This is a genomic window from Enterobacter cloacae complex sp. HYC033_NIDB (assembly GCF_056673335.1).
The window spans coordinates 2,532,197-2,550,111 of sequence record NZ_CP115123.1; the positions used below are offsets into that span (position 1 = coordinate 2,532,197).

A 17,915-nucleotide genomic window follows, 5' to 3' on the forward strand; every position below is an offset into this window, starting at 1 on the left:
GTGAACCTGAAAAAATCATCTTGCCCAACGGCAATAAGTTGCCTATTTTCCTGCTAACGGATCCGTTAGTAAGAAATATCGTGTTTACTGTATGATTTTTAATGGAATTGTCATGAAAAAGATATCTTATGATCGGATTTATCAATCTCAAGAATACCTCTCTCCGCTGGGCGAAATTCATCATCGCGCCCTGTTTGGCGGTTATACCCTGGCCGTGGATGAAGCGGTGTTCGCGATGGTGTCTGACGGCGAGCTGTACCTTCGCGCCTGTGAGCAAAGTGCAAAATACTGTGTAAAAAACGCCTCCTCTTTTCTGACACTGATGAAACGAGGACGGCCAGTGCTGCTTAATTACTACCGTGTGGATGAAGGTCTGTGGCAAAACAGGGAAAAGCTGCTTCAGCTCTCCTCGTTTGCGCTCGATGCCGCCAGGAAAGAGCGCTACCAGCGCCATCAGCGTAATCGGCTTAAGGATCTGCCGAACCTGACCTTTCAGATTGAGGTCCTGCTTATGGAGGCGGGCATTACCAATGAAGAGACGCTACGACAGTTGGGGGCGAAGACGAGCTGGCTGAAAATGCGCTCTAAGAATAAAGCGCTGAGTATCCGGGTATTGTTCGCGCTTGAAGGCGCCATCGAAGGGTTACATGAAGCGGCACTCCCGGCGGATATTCGCCGGGAGCTTATGGAGTGGTTTAATGCGCTGCCTGAGTCGCAGGGCCATCATTCCGCCAGGTAGCGATCTTCTGTCGCAGCCGACAAATTTCCGGCAGCAAAGCGATAAGCAGGCCAATTTGCTGTAGGACCAGCGGAGCTTTGTTGTCGGTGCCAGGATCAAGGTGTGCGATACGTTGCACCAGTTCATCCAGTGCCTGGTGAACCCGTGGCTCATCCGCAGGTTGATGATGAAGCGCATCATCAACGTAGCAAACGGCGTCGTCCAGCAGCGCCAGGATGCCCGGATTTGTCAGTTTCTCACGGTGGGCGCCAAGGGTAGAGATATAGCTGGTGAACGTGTGGTTCAGACACAGCAGGCGGAAGGCTGTCTCCCGGATTTCTGCCGTGGCGCGCGGCTCAGTTGACATATTCGAGACAACGGAAGCCAGCTCTGCGTCCGTGTTATGCGCATCGCGACGGGCAATCCGATAGGCCAGACGGTTATCGCGACCCTGATGGTATTGCTCAAGAATAGCATCCAGATAGCGGCAGTTGGCGTTCATTGCTCTGTCGGACACGCGCGGTAAGTTACGAAAACGCCAGTCCGGCCAGATAAAGCTCACCGCCGCCCAGGCAATGGCGCAGCCGATTAGCGTGTCGATCACGCGGGGGAGGGCCACTTCAAAGCCTTCACCCAGCAGATTGAAGCAGAGCAGCACCAGCAGCGTGATGAACATCGTGGCGTGGGCGTACTGCACATTGCGGAAGGCGAAAAACAGTACACCGGTAATCACGATCAGGATCAGTTGCCCTTCTACGGATGGCACAAAGTAGAGCACCGGCAGCCCGATGGCGACCCCGACTAATGTCCCGACAATACGCAGCGCGAGCCGATGGCGGGTAGCGTTATAGTTCGGCTGGCAGACAAACAGGCTGGTCAGCAGGATCCAGTAACCGTGGTGCAACCCTGTTATCTGGATAAATGCATAGCCGACGCACAGAACCAGCGACATCCTTACCGCATGGCGAAAGAGGGCGGATTCCGGCGTAAAATGACGGCTCAGGCGCAGCCACATATCGCTGAAACCGTTGAGACTGTCGTCGGCAAGCTGGTTGTCGGCGTCATTGCCCGGCATTGCCATCGCCTGTTCAGACTCAATGGTGGCGAGCTGAGCATCGATGGCTCTCAGGTTGTTGAGCAAGAATCCCAGGGCTTTGAACTGTTCCGGCGATGTCCCACTGGCCTGAACGCGATCGAGGGCCGCATCCAGATGACTGAATGCGCGTTCAAAGCGAGGATCGTGCTGATAGGGCGTGCGCAGCAGTATTGAGCGCGCAAGTTGCTGGCAGGCCTGAGACTGCATTGACAGCAGGCGCTGGAAACGGAACATCACGTCGCTGTAGCGGAATTTCTCGCGCAGGTCAGCGTACTGCACATGCGAGGAGCTGGCGCGCTCGTGAATATCCTGGGCGACAAAGTAGTAGTGCAGTGTGCGCCGGGTACCGCGCTGACCGCGATCGCCGCGCAGACGGGTGAGCAGAGACGCTTTGGTCTGATTTAGCGTGGCGACCAGCTGGCCATTTGCCAGCGCCAGATCGTACAGGGGCGCCTGGCTGTCCTCTTCAATATCCGGATCAAACAGCCGGGATTTCAGCTCCAGATAGTGGGCCAGCTGTTCGTAACTGCGGGCAATGTTGTCCTGTAAGGCACGAACCGGAAAAATAAGATGTCCGGTTAAGGTCAGCAGGTTATACCAGATAGCGCCCAACAGCAGCAGGACCGGCTGCTGATACCACTGATCGTAAAGAGAGACGCCCAGCATGGTGTAAATGGCAATCAGCAGGGCGCCAAACGCGATAGTGGCGTAGCGTTGCCCGAGGCCGCCGAGCAAAATGAAGCCGCTGGTAGACACCGTCAGCCCTAAGGCAAACAGCCAGGGCCAGGGGAAAAGCAGCTCAACGGAGGCGGAAGCAATAAAGAAGCAGACCAGCGTGATGACCAGATTACGCAAACGACCGGCCAGGCGGTCGTCGAGATCCGCCAGCGCACCGGCCACCACCCCAAGCGTGAGGGGGATGGTGAGCTTCACGTCATTTAGCCACCACGGCAGAGCGACGGTGCCGCAGAGGGCGATAAAGATCCTGACGTTATACAGCCAGTTACTGTTCCACGTATAGCGACGAAGCAGGGGGCTTAGCATGAGTGCGGCCAGTCCTTATTACTGAAAACGGCGACGGGCGTTGGCTTCACGCGCGGCTTGCGCGACTTCGACCGGGACAACACGGCGTCCTACCGGCCACAGGGCGATGGTAGCAATTTTGAAATTAGCGATGCCAACCGGAATGCCTATAATCGTGATGCACTGGGCGATACCGGCGAAGATATGCATCAGACACAACCACCAGCCAAAGAAGATCAGCCATAAAATATTCAGCAGCGTGCCGCCGGTATTCATCAGGGCATTTTTTCTTTCCGGCTCCAGCTCATCCACGTGTACGGCTTCATTTCCATAAGGAACGAGGGACAGTTTGGTGATTTCCCAGCAGGAGCGCGTCAGCGGAAGGGTGAAGATGAGCACGATGCTCACCAGGGTGGCAAAAAGCCAGGAAAGGGTGGTGGCAAAACCGCCAAGGACAAAATTCAACACATTCAGAACGGTACGCATAAACCCTCATTTCCTTCGATATGATTAACGCCCGGTGATTGTAACGTTTTTTTGGGCTGGAGCACCTTAAAACTGGCAGTTAAACTGTCTGACAAATTATGACCTCGTGGATCCGGCAGGATATGGAACTGAAAGCAACTTCAATGGGCAAACGCCTGGCGCAGCACCCTTACGACAAGATTGTCCTGCTCAATGCAGGAGTGAAAGTCTCCGGTGAACGCCACGAATACCTTATTCCGTTTAATCAGCTACTGGCCATTCATTGTAAACGAGGGCTGGTATGGGGGGAGCTGGAGTTCGTCCTGCCGGCAGACAAAGTGGTGCGACTCCACGGGACCGAGTGGGCGGAAACCCAACGCTTCCACCATCATCTGAACACGCGCTGGCAGCAGTGGAGCCAGGAGATGAGCGTGATTGCCGCACAGGTTCTGCAACAGGTGCTGGACGATATCGCGCTAAGCAATACGCAGCAGAAGTGGCTGACGCGCCAGCAAACCGCCGGGCTTCAGCAAAAAATCGCCCAGGCGCTGACGGCATTGCCTTTACCGGTGGCGCGGCTTGAGGAATTTGAGAACTGCCGCGACGCGTGGCGGAAGTGCCAGGCCTGGCTGAGCGATATCGAGAAAAGCCGTCTGGCGCATAACCAGGCCTGGACTGAGGCGATGCTTACGCAATATGCCGACTTCTTCAGTACAGTGGAGTCATCGCCCCTCAATCCTGCCCAGGCGCGCGCCGTGGTGAATGGCGAACAGTCTTTATTGGTGCTGGCAGGTGCCGGGAGCGGCAAAACGTCGGTGCTGGTGGCGCGCGCGGGTTGGCTTCTGACAACGGGCGAGGCGGTTGCAGACCAGATTTTGCTGCTGGCCTTTGGTCGCAAGGCTGCGCAGGAGATGGATGAGCGCATTCAGGCGCGTTTGCATACCCAGGATATCTCGGCGCGCACGTTCCACTCCCTCGCTTTACACATCATTCAACAGGGCAGCAAAAAAGTTCCTGTTGTCAGCAAGCTGGAGAACGACGCTCAGGCTCGCCAGGCGCTGTTTATCAAGGCATGGCGTCAGCAGTGCAGTGAAAAAAAGGCGCAGGCGAAAGGCTGGCGTCAGTGGCTTGAAGAGGAACTCAGCTGGGAGGTGCCGGAGGGCAGCTTCTGGCAGGATGAAAAGCTGGCGCGCCGGCTGGGCTCTCGTCTCGACCGGTGGGTAAGCCTGATGCGCATGCACGGCGGCTCTCAGGCGGAGATGATAGAAAGCGCACCGGAGTCGATCCGCGCTGTGTTTTCTAAACGGGTTAAGCTGATGGCGCCGATGCTGAAAGCGTGGAAAACCGCGCTGAAAGACGAAAACGCGGTCGATTTTTCGGGGCTGATCCATCAGGCCATCATCATTCTGGAGAAAGGGCGCTTCGTCAGCCCGTGGAAACACATTCTGGTGGATGAGTTTCAGGATATCTCGCCGCAGCGCGCTGCGCTGCTTTCGGCGCTGCGGGCGCAGAATAAACACACGTCGCTGTTTGCCGTGGGCGATGACTGGCAGGCTATCTACCGTTTCAGCGGGGCGCAACTATCCCTCACGACGGCCTTCCACCACTATTTTGGGGAAGGCGATCGCAGCGATCTGGACACCACCTACCGCTTCAACGCGCGGATTGGCGAAATAGCCAACCGTTTTATTCAGCAGAACCCGCATCAGCTGTCGAAACCGCTTAACAGCCTGACGTCGGGGGATAAAAAGGCCGTCACGCTGCTGGCGGACGATCAGCTGGAACCGCTGCTGGATAAACTGAGTGGCTATGCGAAACCGGATGAACGGATTCTGGTGCTGGCGCGTTATCACCACCTCAAGCCGACGGCGCTGGAAAAAGCGGCGACGCGCTGGCCAAAACTTCAGCTCGATTTTATGACCATTCACGCCAGTAAAGGGCAGCAGGCCGACTACGTGATTGTGGTGGGGCTAAAAGAGGGGAGCGACGGTTTCCCTGCACCGGCGCGGGAATCCGTGATGGAAGAGGCGTTATTACCTGTTCCGGAAGATTTCCCGGATGCAGAGGAGCGGCGTTTACTGTACGTGGCGATAACCCGCGCGCGCCATCGCGTGTGGCTCTTGTTCAACAAAGAGGAGCCGTCGGTGTTTGTCGATATTTTGAAAAGTATTGACGTGCCGGTGGCGAGAAAGCCGTAACGCGCCGGGCAAATTCTGTAGGCCCGGTAAGCGCAGCGCCACCGGGCAAAAAACTACTTCAGTCTCTCCGCAAGATAACGCTGATAATCCGGGATCAAAATCTCCACCGGATCGTTAAACTGCGGCGATTCAATGATGAAATCTGCCGTTGAAAGATTGGTGGCTACCGGAATGTTCCACACCGTCGCCAGACGCAGCAGCGCTTTAACGTCCGGATCATGCGGAACCGCGTTCAGCGGATCCCAGAAGAAAATCAGAACGTCAATTTTACCTTCTGAAATCTGAGCACCTACCTGCTGGTCACCCCCCATCGGGCCGCTCAGCATGGCATTCACTTCCAGACCGGTTTCGCGGTGGATCAGGTTGCCGGTTGTTCCCGTGGCAGAAAGGGCATGATGCTGTAAAAGAGGCTGATGGCGACGAACCCAGTTAAGCAGCATTTGTTTACAGTGATCGTGCGCAACCAGAGCAATGTGCTTGCGCGCCGGAAGTGTGCGTGTTGTCAGTTCCATAATCTTATCCGTGAGGTTACCTCGCTACACGATGACGGGAACTGGCTGATGCTGCAAGAGAAAGGACGAAAAAATGTGGCTTACGACGAAGGTTGTTGCTTCGCCCATTGCAGAAAACGGGCGCGCGTGTCCGGATCGGCATTCTGGAACCAGAACTTGAGGCGTTGCTCAGTAAGGGTCTGCGACTGAGGGGGGAGTACATCCAGCTCCGATACGCCCGAAAGCAGGGTACTGTCATCCGCCATCATGGTGGCGAACTGGGGCAGCGAGGCGCGCCTGCTGGCCCTGTTGTAGGTCTCGGTGTCCGCTTCATAGTCTGTTCCCTTTGGCCTTTTTGTCAGCGCCAGAATATCCAGTTTTACCGGGATGGGCATGGAGTCCCCGTCCACCAGTTCAATGCGCGGCGAGGCATCAAATGCCAGTGACTCCTTTTCTGTCTCAAGGCGCGGGAGACGAAAATTGACCTGGCTGATACGCTGGGTATTAAAGCTGACCACCAGCGGAGGCGAAATGTACACCTGCTGTTCGTTGTCGGCGAGGCGAATGGTTTTTTCCACCCGAAAAACCACCTGATGAGGGCCGTTATCCAGCTCGATACTGTCTGCACCCCGCAGCAGGGAGCTGGAGACTTTTTTCCCGTCCAGCACCAGCAGGTCAATGTCGGTTGAGAGTCTGAGGGTGGTTGCGAAAACACAAACCGGCATGATTAACGCAACCACAGCCCAGGCAATGCCGGTTTTCATAGCAGACTCCTGTAGACAAACTACCCGGTAAGAATGTATCAAAAGTTTTCGACAAACACGTTTACTAACATATAGACATATTCTGCCGTTTTGCCCTCATACTTCTGTATGGGATGCGTGGTTGAGATGTCCGCTTTGACGTACACTTTGAAAAAAGCCAGGAGGAAGAGCATGAAAGAGAACGACATTGTCGAGATTCTGACGTCCACGCGCACTATTGCGCTGGTCGGCGCGAGCGATAAACCGGATCGCCCAAGCTATCGGGTCATGAAATACCTTCTGGATCAGGGTTATCACGTGATCCCGGTCTCGCCGAAGGTGGCAGGGAAAACGCTGCTGGGCCAGCAGGGCTATGCGACGCTCGCGGACGTGCCGGAAAAGGTAGATATGGTGGACGTTTTTCGTAATTCAGAGGCGGCCTGGGGCGTGGCGCAGGAAGCAATTGCCATTGGCGCGAAAACGCTGTGGATGCAGCTGGGCGTGATTAATGAGCAGGCGGCCGTGCTGGCGCGCGATGCCGGGCTGAAGGTGGTGATGGATCGCTGTCCGGCAATCGATATTCCCCGTCTGGGGCTGGCAAAATAAAAAAAGCCCGTTTGACGGGCTTTTTTACACCTTTAGTTGCGCAGTCTTGGTGCCTGTAACTGTTTGCGGATGGTCTGAGCAAGCTCGTCCATAGTGGGTTGTTCCGGATGCTCATCCTGTAGTTCACCACTCAGCTGCGCTTCGGCAAGATAGGTATGGACAGGCTGACCATCGTCGCCCTCCATAACCACATGATACCAGGGCGCGGCGCGAAGCTCTGCGTCAACGGCCAGATCGTCCGCTGACGGTTCATCAAGGGAATACTCCGGGTCGATATCCACGACCACACCCAAATATCCAAGCAAGGTGTGGCGGACCTGCTGGCCGATACCGAATTTGCTGGCAATCATAGTCACCTCCCGGGAAACATTACATACACACTATGTGCGGGCAATATTTCTCTTTTCAAGTTACATGACGCGACAGGCAAACCCTTTCAGATACAGCCCTTCCGGGTAGGTAGCGATCACCGGGTGATCGGCGGCCTGACGGAACTGCTCTATAAATTGTACATCACGACCCGCATCTATTGCGGCATCGGCGATGATTTTTTGGAATAAATCTGTCGTCATCAGGCCAGAGCAGGAGAACGTCAGCAGTACGCCGCCCGGGTTCAGCAGCTGGATCGCCAGCATATTAATGTCTTTGTAGCCACGGCAGGCGCCCATCAGCTGGCTTTTGTTTTCAACAAATTTCGGCGGGTCCATCACGATGACGTCAAATTTCTCGCCCTGGTCGCGGTATTTACGCAGCAGTTTGAACACATCGTCGCGCACAAACTCCGCTTTGCTCAGATCCAGTTTGTTCAGCTCAACGTTCTGCTTCGCCACATCCAGCGCTTCCTGTGAGGTGTCGACGCTCACCACCTGAGCACAGCCGCCCATCAGGGCAGAGACCGCAAAGCCGCCAGTATAAGAGAAGCAGTTCAGCACGCGCTTATCGGCAACGTACTGGCGCGTTGCCAGACGGCTGTCTCGCTGGTCGAGGTAATAACCGGTCTTATGGCCGCCCTGGATATCCACCAGCAGCTTCATGCCATGCTCTTCGATAGGCAGCAGGGCAGGCGGCAGTTCGCCGGTGACCGGGCCTTGCGTCAGCTCCATGCCCTCTTTTTTACGTACCGCCACGTCGCTGCGGTCGTAAATGGCACATTCCGGGAACAGGGTTTGCAGGGCGCTAATCAGCGCGGCACGCTGGTATTCCGCCCCGGCGCTCAGCAGCTGCAACACCAGGAAATTGCCGAAGCGGTCAATGGTCACGCCCGGCAGCCCGTCGGACTCTCCGGCAATCAGACGATAGCTGTCCAGCCCGTCACGCTTTGCCAGCCACTCGCGCCACTGCTGCGCCTGTTGCAAACGACGGACAAAGAAGTCGATATCGATGGTTTCTTCTTTATCGAACGTCCAGACGCGCGCACGGATCTGAGATGCTGGCGAGTATGCGCCGCGTGCTAACCATTTCCCCTGATGGTCAACAATATCGATGGTTTCACCGAGGCTGGCTTTACCTTCCATGCGGGCAACCGCGCCGGAAAAGACCCAGGGATGACGGCGCAGTAATGACTTCTCGCGCCCTTTGGCTAACACTAAACGTACACTCATAATTTGCTATTCTGTCGATTCCAATGAAATGGCCGCCATTTTCCCGACTTCAGTGAGGAAATGCAACGCGCCAGTCGGATAAGGAGAAGGATGATGTCAAATGTTTGCACCATTGCCTGGGTCCATGGCCTTGTACAGGGCGTCGGATTCCGCTACAGCACCCAGCGCGAAGCCCTTCAGCTCGGGCTGACAGGGTATGCGCGTAACATGGATGATGGCAGCGTGGAGGTTGTGGCCTGCGGTGAGGCGGATCGGGTAGAGAAGCTGGTGGCGTGGCTGAAAGCGGGCGGACCGCGCAGCGCGCGGGTTGATAAGGTGCTAACGGAACCGCATCAACCCGACCGGGAATACGCTGACTTCAGTATTCGCTATTAAATGCATTTTACCGGCTTTGGCAGGCCGGCGATTTTTGTCGCCTGTTTAGCCGGGCCTTTCGGAAACAGGCGATACAGATAACGGCTGTTGCCTTTCTCTTCGCCAAATTTATTCGCCATGGCTTTGACCAGCATGCGGATAGCCGGCGAGGTGTTGAATTCAAGGTAAAATTCTCGCACGAAGCGCACCACTTCCCAGTGTTCCGGGGAGAGGGTAATTCCTTCGTTTTCCGCAATTTTCTCCGCCAGCGCTTCGCTCCACTGGCTGCTCTCTTTCAGATAACCGTCTTTATCGGTTTCGATCTCTTTGCCTTCAAAACTCAACATATTCATTCACGCGTTAGTCAAAAACCGCCTAAGTCTACCAAAAAAACAAAGCCCCGCATAAGCGGGGCCCTGTTCACAGCACGGTGAGTTAATCGCGGCTGGCGAAGCCCAGGATGCTCAGCAGGCTGACAAAAATGTTGTACAGCGACACATACAGGCTCACGGTGGCGCGGATATAGTTCGTCTCACCGCCGTGAATGATGTTGCTGGTTTCATACAGGATTGCGCCGGATGAAATCAGGATAAACACCGCGCTGATTGCCAGATGCAGCGCAGGCAATTGTAGGAAGATGTTCGCCAGCATACCGACCAGCACAATCACGATACCTGCCATCAGCATACCGCCAAGGAAGGACATGTCCTTACGGGTGGTCAGCACGTAGGCCGAGCAGCAGAAGAACACCAGCGCGGTACCGCCCAGCGCCATACCAATTACGTCGCCCATTCCGGCAGACAGATAGGCATTCAGGATTGGCCCCAGAATGTAGCCCAGGAAGCCGGTAAAGGCGAACGCGGAGAGAATACCCACCGGTTTATCCGCGGTTTTGTAGGTCAGGAACATCAGACCGTACATACCTACCAGCGTAAGGATCAGGCCCGGAGAAGGCAGCATCAGTACGGTGCTGGCCGTCGCGGTGATCGCCGAAAACGCCAGCGTCAGGCTGAGCATGAAATAGGTATTGCGCAGCACCTTATGGGTGCTGAGTAGCGATGTGCGGTCGCGTGAAGAAGTAATTATACGATCCATGAGTCACTCTCTTATGACAGATGTAATTAGCGCAAAGAATAGGAAACGGCGCGGCAGACGCAAAGTGGTTTTACCCATCTTTACTCAGCCCCTTAGGGATTATGCTGGTTTTTTATTCTGGCAAAGCCTTTGTACTCAGAATGAAGTGCGGTTTGTAGGGCGTATTCAGATCAACCTCTTATAGGTCACTGAAAAATATTGCGTTATTTCCCTAAGGCCGCTAAGAGTTATTTCCGGATCGTCATAAAAACAGACAATAAGGCGAAGGAAATGAAACCACAAACACGCACGCACTTTACACTCTCTTTGTTAACCGCAGGGATCCTGTGCGCCAGCACGGCAACCTGGGCGGCTAACGTGCCGGCAGGAACCCAGCTGGCAGATAAGCAGGAACTGGTCAGGAACAACGGCAGTGAACCCGCCTCGCTCGACCCGCATAAAGTCGAAAGCGATGTCGAATTCAATATTATCAGCGATTTATTCGACGGGCTGGTCAGCGTCTCTCCGGCAGGTGAAATCCAGCCGCGCCTGGCGGAGAAATGGGAAAATAAAGACAACACCGTCTGGACGTTCCATCTGCGTCCGGGCATTACCTGGAGCGACGGAACCCCCATCACCGCGGAAGATATTGTCTGGAGCTGGCAGCGGCTGGTCGACCCGAAAACCGCCTCTCCGTATGCCAGCTATCCCGGTAGTATGCGTATCGTCAACGGCACTGATATCGCAGAAGGCAAAAAAGCGCCCGAGTCGCTGGGGGTGAAAGCCATCAATGACACCACGCTGGAAGTTACGCTCACGCAACCTAACGCCGCTTTCCTGGCGATGCTGGCTCACCCGTCTCTGGTGCCAATTGATAAAGTCCTGGTAGGCCGTTTCGGTGATAAGTGGACCAAACCGGAGCACTTCGTCAGCAGCGGGGCTTATAAACTGTCACAGTGGGTGGTGAACGAACGCATTGTGGCGGTGCGTAACCCGAAATACTGGGATAACGAACATACCGTCATCAACAAGGTGACCTATCTGCCCATTTCCTCTGAAGCTGCTGACGTCAACCGCTACAAAGCGGGCGAAATCGACATTGTTTACACGGTGCCGATCAACCAGTTTGCTCAGCTGAAGAAAACGCTGGGGAGCGAGCTGGACGTTTCACCGCAGCTTGCCACCTATTATTATCAGTTCAACACCACCCGGCCGCCGTTCAACGACGCCCGCGTGCGCAAGGCGCTGAACCTGGCGCTGGATAAAGACATCATCGCCGGGAAAGTATTAGGGCAGGGCCAGCGCCCGGCATGGCTGATCAGCCAGCCGGATATTGGCGGCGTCAAGCTCCAGAACCCGGATTACGCCAGCTGGCCGATGGATAAACGCATTGCCGAGGCGAAAAAGCTGCTGGCCGAAGCCGGATTTAACGACAGCCATCCGCTCAGCTTTAATCTCCTCTATAACACCTCGGAATCGCACCAGCGTATTGCCATTGCCGCCAGCTCAATGTGGAAGAAGAACCTCGGCGTGGAGGCGAAGCTGCAAAATCAGGAGTGGAAAACCATGCTTGATACCATGCACACCCATAACTTTGACGCGGTACGCTACGCCTGGATTGCCGATTACGACGATGCGGCAACCTTCCTGAACAACTTCCGTACCGGGGACAGCCAAAACACCACTCAGTACAGCAATCCGGACTACGATCGGGCACTGGTGAACGCGGCGAAATCGAAAACGGCGGAGGAGCGCGGTAAATTCTACCAGCAGGCAGAAGATCTGCTGGGACGGGATGTACCGGCGATCCCGGTCTATCATTACGTGCGCACGCACCTGGTGAAACCGTGGGTAGGGGGGTTCACGCCAGACAAGCTCGGGTACTACTACACCAAAGATATGTACATCAAAAAGCACTAACGATCCGCGGTGGATATTATGCTGCCAAAACGGCCAATCTGTCGTCTATTCAACCGATTAAACGCATTTTGGCTATTTTTAAAGCGAACGAATGCGCGCACTCTTTACAGCGCGCGGTGAGGTGTTTATAGTTCGCCTCACTTAGGAAGCGTGGCCGAGCGGTTGAAGGCACCGGTCTTGAAAACCGGCGACCCGAAAGGGTTCTAGAGTTCGAATCTCTACGCTTCCGCCAAATTCGAAACCCCTGCGATAGCAATATCGCAGGGGTTTTTGTTTTTGCGCCAGTCTTCCGTCATGCCACCATGTTGTAGCTTATCGTGATCCCGGCGTCGGCCTTGCAGACCTGAGCTTTTACGCACCAGGTGTCCTCGATGTTTGCCGGCGTCAGAACCGCTTCGGGCGCGCCCGTGGCGGCGATCTGCCCGGCCTTCAGGAGGATCAGACGCTGGCAATAATTGGCCGCAAGATTGAGATCGTGCAGTGCAACCACCACCGTAAGAGGCAGCTGTGAAACGAGCCGCATCAGCTCCAGCTGGTGCTGAATGTCCAGGTGGTTTGTCGGTTCATCGAGCAACAGCACCTGCGGCTGCTGGGCCAGCGCGCGGGCTATCTGGCTTCGCTGGCGCTCTCCGCCAGACAAAGAGTGCCATCGCCGCTGGCGTAAGCGGCATAACTGCATCAGGCCAATCGCCTGCTCAACCGCAGCCTCATCGTCGCGCGAGGTTTTCTGGAATGTTTTCCGGTAGGGCGTACGCCCCAGTCTGACAATGTCCTCAACGGTCAGTTCTCCGTCGACCTCAGCATGTTGCGGGACAAACGCCATGTGCTGCGCGCGTTTTTTCAGCGGCATCATGCCTAGCGTTGTGCCATTAAGCGCCACGCGTTCACTGAGTCGTGGAAACAGCCCGGCGAGACAGCGCAGCAGCGTCGACTTGCCCGAGCCGTTTGGCCCTAACAGGCCGATAATCTGCCCGGATGGCAGGTCGAGATCGATATCCTTAAGCACCGTCTGCGCTTGTCGGGTTACGGTTAACCCGGCCACAGTAATATTCATGGATGCTCCTTTCGGTTTTGATAAAGCAACGCCACAAAGACGGGGGCGCCCACCAGCGCAGTCACCACCCCGATGGGCAGAACCTGGTGCACAATCAGCGTGCGTGAGACGATATCGGCGAGGATCATAAAGTGGGCGCCGATAAGAAACGTCAGCGGGATAGATAGACGATGGCCCGGCCCACATAGCATGCGCGTTACATGGGGAATGACCAGCCCGACAAACCCCACTGCGCCCGTGGCGCTCACCAGCGTTGCGGTAACAATGGCACAGGTCAGCAATAAGACAATACGCACGGCGGTAACCGGGATCCCCAGCGTGGTGGAGACCTCATCCCCGAAGGTAAAGGTGTCCAGCGCCCGTGAAAAGAGCAATACCACCAGTAAACCCGCAAGCGTAACGGCCAGCGCCAGCAGCGCGTCAGGCCAGCGCACGCCGCTCAGACTTCCCAGCAGCCAGAACATGACGCTACGGGACTGCTCGGCATTGGCGGACGTACTGACGACGTACGCGGTCAAGGCGTTGAAGAGCTGGGTGCCCGCAATGCCAGCCAGCAAAATGCGCGACGGGCTTTCACTCATCCCGTTCGTAATCACCATGATGAGCGCAAAGGCGGCGCACGAGCCGACAAACGCACCGCTGCTTACGCCAATCACGCTCCCCCCGATGCCGAGAAGCATCACGCAGACGGCCCCCAGCGATGCGCCCGCGGAAATCCCCAGCAGATAAGGCTCAGCCAGAGGGTTACGCAGGATCGACTGTAACACCAGCCCGCACAACGCCAGGCCGCCGCCGTTGCACGCGGCCATTACTGCCCGGCTCATGCGATATTGCCAGACGATACCTTCCTCCGTTTGCGGCAACGCATAAGAGGTCAAACCCAGTCCGTTGAGGATCGCTTTCCCGGTACTGGCATACGACACCGGCATATCACCGATACTGGCGGCAAAGACCAGCATCAGCGGCAGCGCCATGGCACCTGCTGCCAGTAAACCCTGCTGGCGGCGGTCAAAAGCGAAATGACTCATTGTTCATCCTGGAAAGAAGCCAGCCGATCGCTGATAAGCTCAACCGCATCGACGTTACGCAATGAAGGGTTTAACGACATCGCTGGCACCACGATGATGTGGTTGTTCCTGACCGCAGGCATGTTCTTTGTCACCGGGTCACTGCGCAAGAACGCTTTTTTTACCTCAACGTCATCGGCAGGGTAGAGCCTGCGGGACATCCCGGCGATAACAATCACGTCCGGCTGCGATCGGGCTATATGTTCCCACGTTACAGCGGGCCATTCGTCGTGAGAGTCAATAATGTTCTTCAACCCCAGCGTGCGGCTGATCCAGCCAGGCGCGCCGTAATTCCCGGCCACCCAGGGATCGCCATTCAGACGGCTGCTGGAGAACCAGAATACAACGCTAAGCGGTTTCGCGGAGGCGCGCGCCTGGGCCTTTTTAATACGCTCCGCCAGCGCACGATTGAGCTGCTCACCTCGCGCGGAAACATCAAAAATCCTCGCCAGATCTGTCACTTCCCGTGTAATTTCCGCCAGTGAAAACGGCGCGCTACGTGCTCCGTCTGCGTTTGAGGTTTCCGTTACCGTTTTATCCGTGCAGTCGGCAGGGGAGATCCACGTCTTAATCCCCAGCGACGCAAACTGCTCACGGGTTCCCACTTGTCCCTGCGGACCAATGTGCCAGTGATACTGTGCGAGAACGAGTTCAGGTTTCTGCCCTGCCACGGCTTCAAAGGAGGGGGAATTATCTGCAAGCCGGGGGAGGTTTTTTCCGGCATCCTCCAGCGGGGCCGGGAGCTTGCCGAACCAGACTGACGTCGCGGCGATCGTTTTCTCCAGCCCCAGTGCGAGCAGTAATTCTGTTTCATGCTGACCCACGGTCACGACGCGCTGAGGAGCCTGCGTAAAGGTCTGCTTTACGCCGCAATTTTCAATCGTGAGTGGCCAGGTGGTAGCGGCGAAAGCGGCAGGCGCTATGGTGAGCAGTGAAGCCAGAAATAACCCTTTTTTGAGTAACATAAAACGCAATCCAAAATTGTTATGTTATAACATAATACATATATTGTGATTGAGAGCAACACGCTCACCGTCGCTTGTTGCAGAAACGAAAGGCTGGACTATTCTCAACATACCCACCTGGCATTCGCGGGTTGCCTGAAAAATAACAAGATTTCTGACCTGGGGTAGTAAGGATGAAAAAGATCCTGCTCGCGTTTGCGTTCTGTTTTGCCGCCCTGAGCGGCTTCTCATCGTATGCCGCAGAGCCCCGCCAGGCGCCTACGGAGCAGGAGCGCGCCCGAACGGTCTATATCTTTCATCAGCCCATCGTCATGCTACAGGCGAAATTTGGCCTGACCACGCCGGAAGAGCGCGTTTTACGCATCCGCAACACCCTGCGCAATTTTACCGAGGCGGATGTGCGTGAGCCGCTCAGCATCGTCCCCGTGACCCGCTATAACCAGCAGGGACGGCTGATAGTGATGAACGGTAAACCTGTGATGCTGCTGACCGAAGGGGATTTGGACGAAGGGGACGACCTTACCCTCGATCAGGCCGCACAGCGCGTGCTGGCGCGCATGGAAGCGCAGAGAATGGCGCTGCGCGATCAATACGATACCGGCTGGCTGGCGCTGTCTACGGTAAAAACTGCCGCTGGCCTGCTGGGGCTGTTGCTGCTCTGCTATGGCGCGTGGCGTTCCTGGCGCTGGTTCCGGCGCGTCTACCGTCGGCGTATTGTGGAGAATCGCAGCCGGGTGCCGCAAAGCTGGCGGCGATACATTGGCGCCATTGAGATTCGGCTTTACGCCTTGCTGATGTTCCTGCTGGGGCTGATCGGCTTTTACGTCTGGCTGAGCTGGGCGTTCAGTCTGTTTCCGTGGACGCGGGTGTGGGGCACGTCGCTGGGAGACTGGACGCTTCGCGTGGTGCAGCAAATCGCCCTGGCGATTGTCTCGGCCTTGCCGGGGCTGACGATTGTGCTGATCATTTTCCTCATTACCGCTTTTATTCTGAAGCTTCTTAAGATGGTGCTCAATCAGGTGGAGGCTGGTCGTCTGCAACTTCCCGGCGTACATCCGGAAACCGTAGGGGCGACCCGTAAGCTCATTTCCGTTGCCGTCTGGCTATTTGCTCTCTCCGCCGCCTGGCCGTTTCTTCCCGGTGCTAACTCGCTGGCGTTTAAAGGTATTAGCGTCTTCTTCGGCCTGATGTTAACGCTGGGCTCGGCAGGGGTGATGAACCATGCCATGAGCGGTCTGGTCCTGATTTACTCCCGCGCGCTGCGCAAAGGCGATGTCATTCGGGTAGCGGATAACGAAGGCAAGGTCAGTGAAATTGGCATGCTGGTGACCAAAATTATTACCCGGGAAAATTATGTCGTTACCGTGCCCAACGCGGTGGTGGTGAGCGGTAAGATCACCAACCTGAGCGCGCTACAGCCCGATGGCAGCCTCAATCTGACGGTCAGCGTCACGATCGGTTATGACACCCCATGGCGTCAGGTGCATGCCATGCTGGAGCTGGCCGCGAAACGGGCAAAAGGGATTGACCTTTCCGAGCCGCCGCTGGTACGCCAGTTAGGGTTAATGGACTGGTATATCGCTTACGAATTGCAGGTCCGTCTGCTGCCCGAACAGTCCCTCGCGGTTGCCCGCAATGAACTGCATAGCCAGATACAGGATGTGTTTAACGAATTTAACGTGCAGATCATGTCCCCGAATTTTGTTATGCAGCCAGAGGGCAGCGTAATGGTTGCCAAAGAGAACTGGTATACCGCGCCAGCCAAACCCCCTCAGGGCGAAACGTGACGGCCCGGTTTTTCCGTGGCAAGGCAAAATGTTACAGCTTTTAATCGACGATCGCCGATTTTACACGGGTCATCGCCAGAATGTTTTTTGAGCGCATATTTAATTTCTCGAGGATCCTCACGCGGTAGGTGCTGGTCGTTTTTTGTGACAGTTGCAGCTTTTTCGCGATCTCATGGTTTTCCAAATGAAACAGCTTCAGCACGTCATATTCGCGTCGCGTAAAGGAGTGTGTTCTGAGCGCCCGGTAAAAGCGCATCAGCTGCTGAAAAGGGTGAGCAGTAAAATGCATCGACGAATAGATAATATTATCGATTCTCACCGCGCGGTTGGCTTCTATCTCATGCATCAGGACAATGTAATCACGCTTAACTTTTTTGACCTGCCGAATGGTTTTATTGCGTAACTTATCCTGTTCAATCGCAATGATAAAATCCATCGCCTGATCGACCCCATCAAGATCGTGAATATCCGCGTCATCGCGAATCAAATGGGTTGATGTCAGGGAGCTTGATACACCATGGCAAAGGTAGTAGTTATCACTGATAAATAAAAAATTCATAATCGTCGTTAAATAAAGTCATAGGTAATCTCTTATCGCAGTAATCCACGGTTAATAGGTGTTGTGCGAAAAAGAGTCTAAATGACCACCCGCGAATCTAATAAACGTTATGAATGTAAAAATAAATGTTTACATTTTAGCCAGTCGATGGCGAAGAAATCAGCGGGACGGAAGGGGAGGACGAAAGACGTGTA

At 55.4% G+C, this 17,915-nt stretch carries 18 protein-coding genes and 1 tRNA gene; 7 read left to right on the plus strand and 12 right to left on the minus strand.

Annotated features, from left to right (window positions below; genetic code table 11):
• The first annotated feature begins 112 nt into the window (after positions 1-112).
• Positions 113-739: a TfoX/Sxy family DNA transformation protein gene (locus O1721_RS11990; protein WP_017384804.1), complete on the plus strand. Its 627-nt coding sequence runs from the start codon at positions 113-115 to the stop codon at positions 737-739.
• Here the strand turns inward: O1721_RS11990 and yccS are convergent.
• Together yccS and O1721_RS12000 are read right to left on the minus strand one after the other, a co-directional pair.
• Entirely contained in the window at positions 696-2,858 is a 2,163-nt protein-coding gene (gene yccS, locus O1721_RS11995) for a YccS family putative transporter (RefSeq protein ID WP_015570895.1), read from the minus strand. The genes O1721_RS11990 and yccS overlap by 44 nt on opposite strands.
• Positions 2,859-2,876: 18 nt before the next feature.
• Positions 2,877-3,323 (minus strand): YccF domain-containing protein, encoded by a 447-nt coding sequence (locus O1721_RS12000; RefSeq protein ID WP_003858149.1) that lies wholly within the window; start codon positions 3,321-3,323, stop codon positions 2,877-2,879.
• Between the two features lie 122 nt (positions 3,324-3,445).
• Here O1721_RS12000 and helD point away from each other — a divergent pair, with 122 nt between their 5' ends.
• Positions 3,446-5,500, plus strand: a complete 2,055-nt coding sequence (gene helD, locus O1721_RS12005; RefSeq protein ID WP_023296275.1) for a DNA helicase IV — start codon at positions 3,446-3,448, stop codon at positions 5,498-5,500.
• 53 nt (positions 5,501-5,553) lie between these two features.
• Here the strand turns inward: helD and mgsA are convergent, their stop codons facing one another.
• Positions 5,554-6,012, minus strand: coding sequence for a methylglyoxal synthase (gene mgsA / locus O1721_RS12010; protein WP_003858146.1), 459 nt, complete (start codon positions 6,010-6,012; stop codon positions 5,554-5,556).
• An 80-nt stretch (positions 6,013-6,092) separates the two neighbouring features.
• Positions 6,093-6,755 carry a curli synthesis inhibitor gene (gene csgI / locus O1721_RS12015; RefSeq protein ID WP_023296276.1) on the minus strand — a complete coding sequence of 221 codons (663 nt, stop codon included), beginning with the start codon at positions 6,753-6,755 and terminating at the stop codon, positions 6,093-6,095.
• Positions 6,756-6,926: 171 nt separating this feature from the next.
• On the opposite strand from csgI, the gene O1721_RS12020 reads away from it, so the two are divergent.
• Positions 6,927-7,340, plus strand: coding sequence for a CoA-binding protein (locus tag O1721_RS12020; RefSeq protein ID WP_006809337.1), 414 nt, complete (start codon positions 6,927-6,929; stop codon positions 7,338-7,340).
• Between the two features lie 32 nt (positions 7,341-7,372).
• Here the strand turns inward: O1721_RS12020 and hspQ are convergent, their stop codons facing one another.
• Both hspQ and rlmI read right to left on the minus strand, forming a co-directional pair.
• The gene (hspQ, locus tag O1721_RS12025; RefSeq protein WP_003858136.1) at positions 7,373-7,690 is read right to left on the minus strand and encodes a heat shock protein HspQ; all 318 of its coding nucleotides are present in this window, start codon (positions 7,688-7,690) and stop codon (positions 7,373-7,375) included.
• Between the two features lie 60 nt (positions 7,691-7,750).
• Positions 7,751-8,941, minus strand: a complete 1,191-nt coding sequence (rlmI, locus tag O1721_RS12030) for a 23S rRNA (cytosine(1962)-C(5))-methyltransferase RlmI (protein WP_015570890.1) — start codon at positions 8,939-8,941, stop codon at positions 7,751-7,753.
• A 93-nt stretch (positions 8,942-9,034) separates the two neighbouring features.
• On the opposite strand from rlmI, the gene yccX reads away from it, so the two are divergent.
• Entirely contained in the window at positions 9,035-9,316 is a 282-nt protein-coding gene (yccX, locus tag O1721_RS12035) for an acylphosphatase (RefSeq protein WP_017693676.1), read from the plus strand.
• Here the strand turns inward: yccX and tusE are convergent.
• Both tusE and yccA read right to left on the minus strand, forming a co-directional pair.
• Positions 9,313-9,642 (minus strand): sulfurtransferase TusE, encoded by a 330-nt coding sequence (gene tusE / locus O1721_RS12040; RefSeq protein ID WP_032647913.1) that lies wholly within the window; start codon positions 9,640-9,642, stop codon positions 9,313-9,315. The two genes, yccX and tusE, sit on opposite strands and share 4 nt — an antisense overlap.
• 88 nt (positions 9,643-9,730) lie before the next feature.
• Positions 9,731-10,390 carry an FtsH protease modulator YccA gene (gene yccA, locus O1721_RS12045; RefSeq protein WP_003858127.1) on the minus strand — a complete coding sequence of 220 codons (660 nt, stop codon included), beginning with the start codon at positions 10,388-10,390 and terminating at the stop codon, positions 9,731-9,733.
• A 270-nt stretch (positions 10,391-10,660) separates the two neighbouring features.
• On the opposite strand from yccA, the gene O1721_RS12050 reads away from it, so the two are divergent.
• On the plus strand, positions 10,661-12,289 hold the full coding sequence (locus tag O1721_RS12050; RefSeq protein ID WP_023296279.1) for an ABC transporter substrate-binding protein: 1,629 nt from the start codon (positions 10,661-10,663) through the stop codon (positions 12,287-12,289).
• 144 nt (positions 12,290-12,433) lie between these two features.
• A tRNA-Ser gene (locus O1721_RS12055) sits at positions 12,434-12,521 on the plus strand.
• A gap of 60 nt (positions 12,522-12,581) precedes the next feature.
• On the opposite strand, the gene O1721_RS12060 is transcribed toward O1721_RS12055, so the two are convergent.
• The 3 genes from O1721_RS12060 to O1721_RS12070 are packed head-to-tail and all read right to left on the minus strand — an operon-like array spanning position 12,582 to position 15,375.
• Entirely contained in the window at positions 12,582-13,343 is a 762-nt protein-coding gene (locus O1721_RS12060; RefSeq protein ID WP_015570887.1) for an ABC transporter ATP-binding protein, read from the minus strand.
• Complete coding sequence (locus O1721_RS12065) at positions 13,340-14,371, minus strand: FecCD family ABC transporter permease (protein ID WP_032647915.1); 1,032 nt, start codon at positions 14,369-14,371, stop codon at positions 13,340-13,342. Before O1721_RS12065 ends, O1721_RS12060 begins: the two co-directional genes overlap by 4 nt.
• On the minus strand, positions 14,368-15,375 hold the full coding sequence (locus tag O1721_RS12070; protein ID WP_032647917.1) for an ABC transporter substrate-binding protein: 1,008 nt from the start codon (positions 15,373-15,375) through the stop codon (positions 14,368-14,370). Before O1721_RS12070 ends, O1721_RS12065 begins: the two co-directional genes overlap by 4 nt.
• 173 nt (positions 15,376-15,548) lie before the next feature.
• Here O1721_RS12070 and O1721_RS12075 point away from each other — a divergent pair, with 173 nt between their 5' ends.
• Positions 15,549-17,162, plus strand: a complete 1,614-nt coding sequence (locus O1721_RS12075) for a mechanosensitive ion channel family protein (protein ID WP_032647919.1) — start codon at positions 15,549-15,551, stop codon at positions 17,160-17,162.
• Positions 17,163-17,202: 40 nt separating this feature from the next.
• On the opposite strand, the gene O1721_RS12080 is transcribed toward O1721_RS12075, so the two are convergent.
• Complete coding sequence (locus O1721_RS12080) at positions 17,203-17,721, minus strand: LuxR C-terminal-related transcriptional regulator (RefSeq protein WP_003858117.1); 519 nt, start codon at positions 17,719-17,721, stop codon at positions 17,203-17,205.
• Between the last annotated feature and the right edge of the window lie 194 nt (positions 17,722-17,915).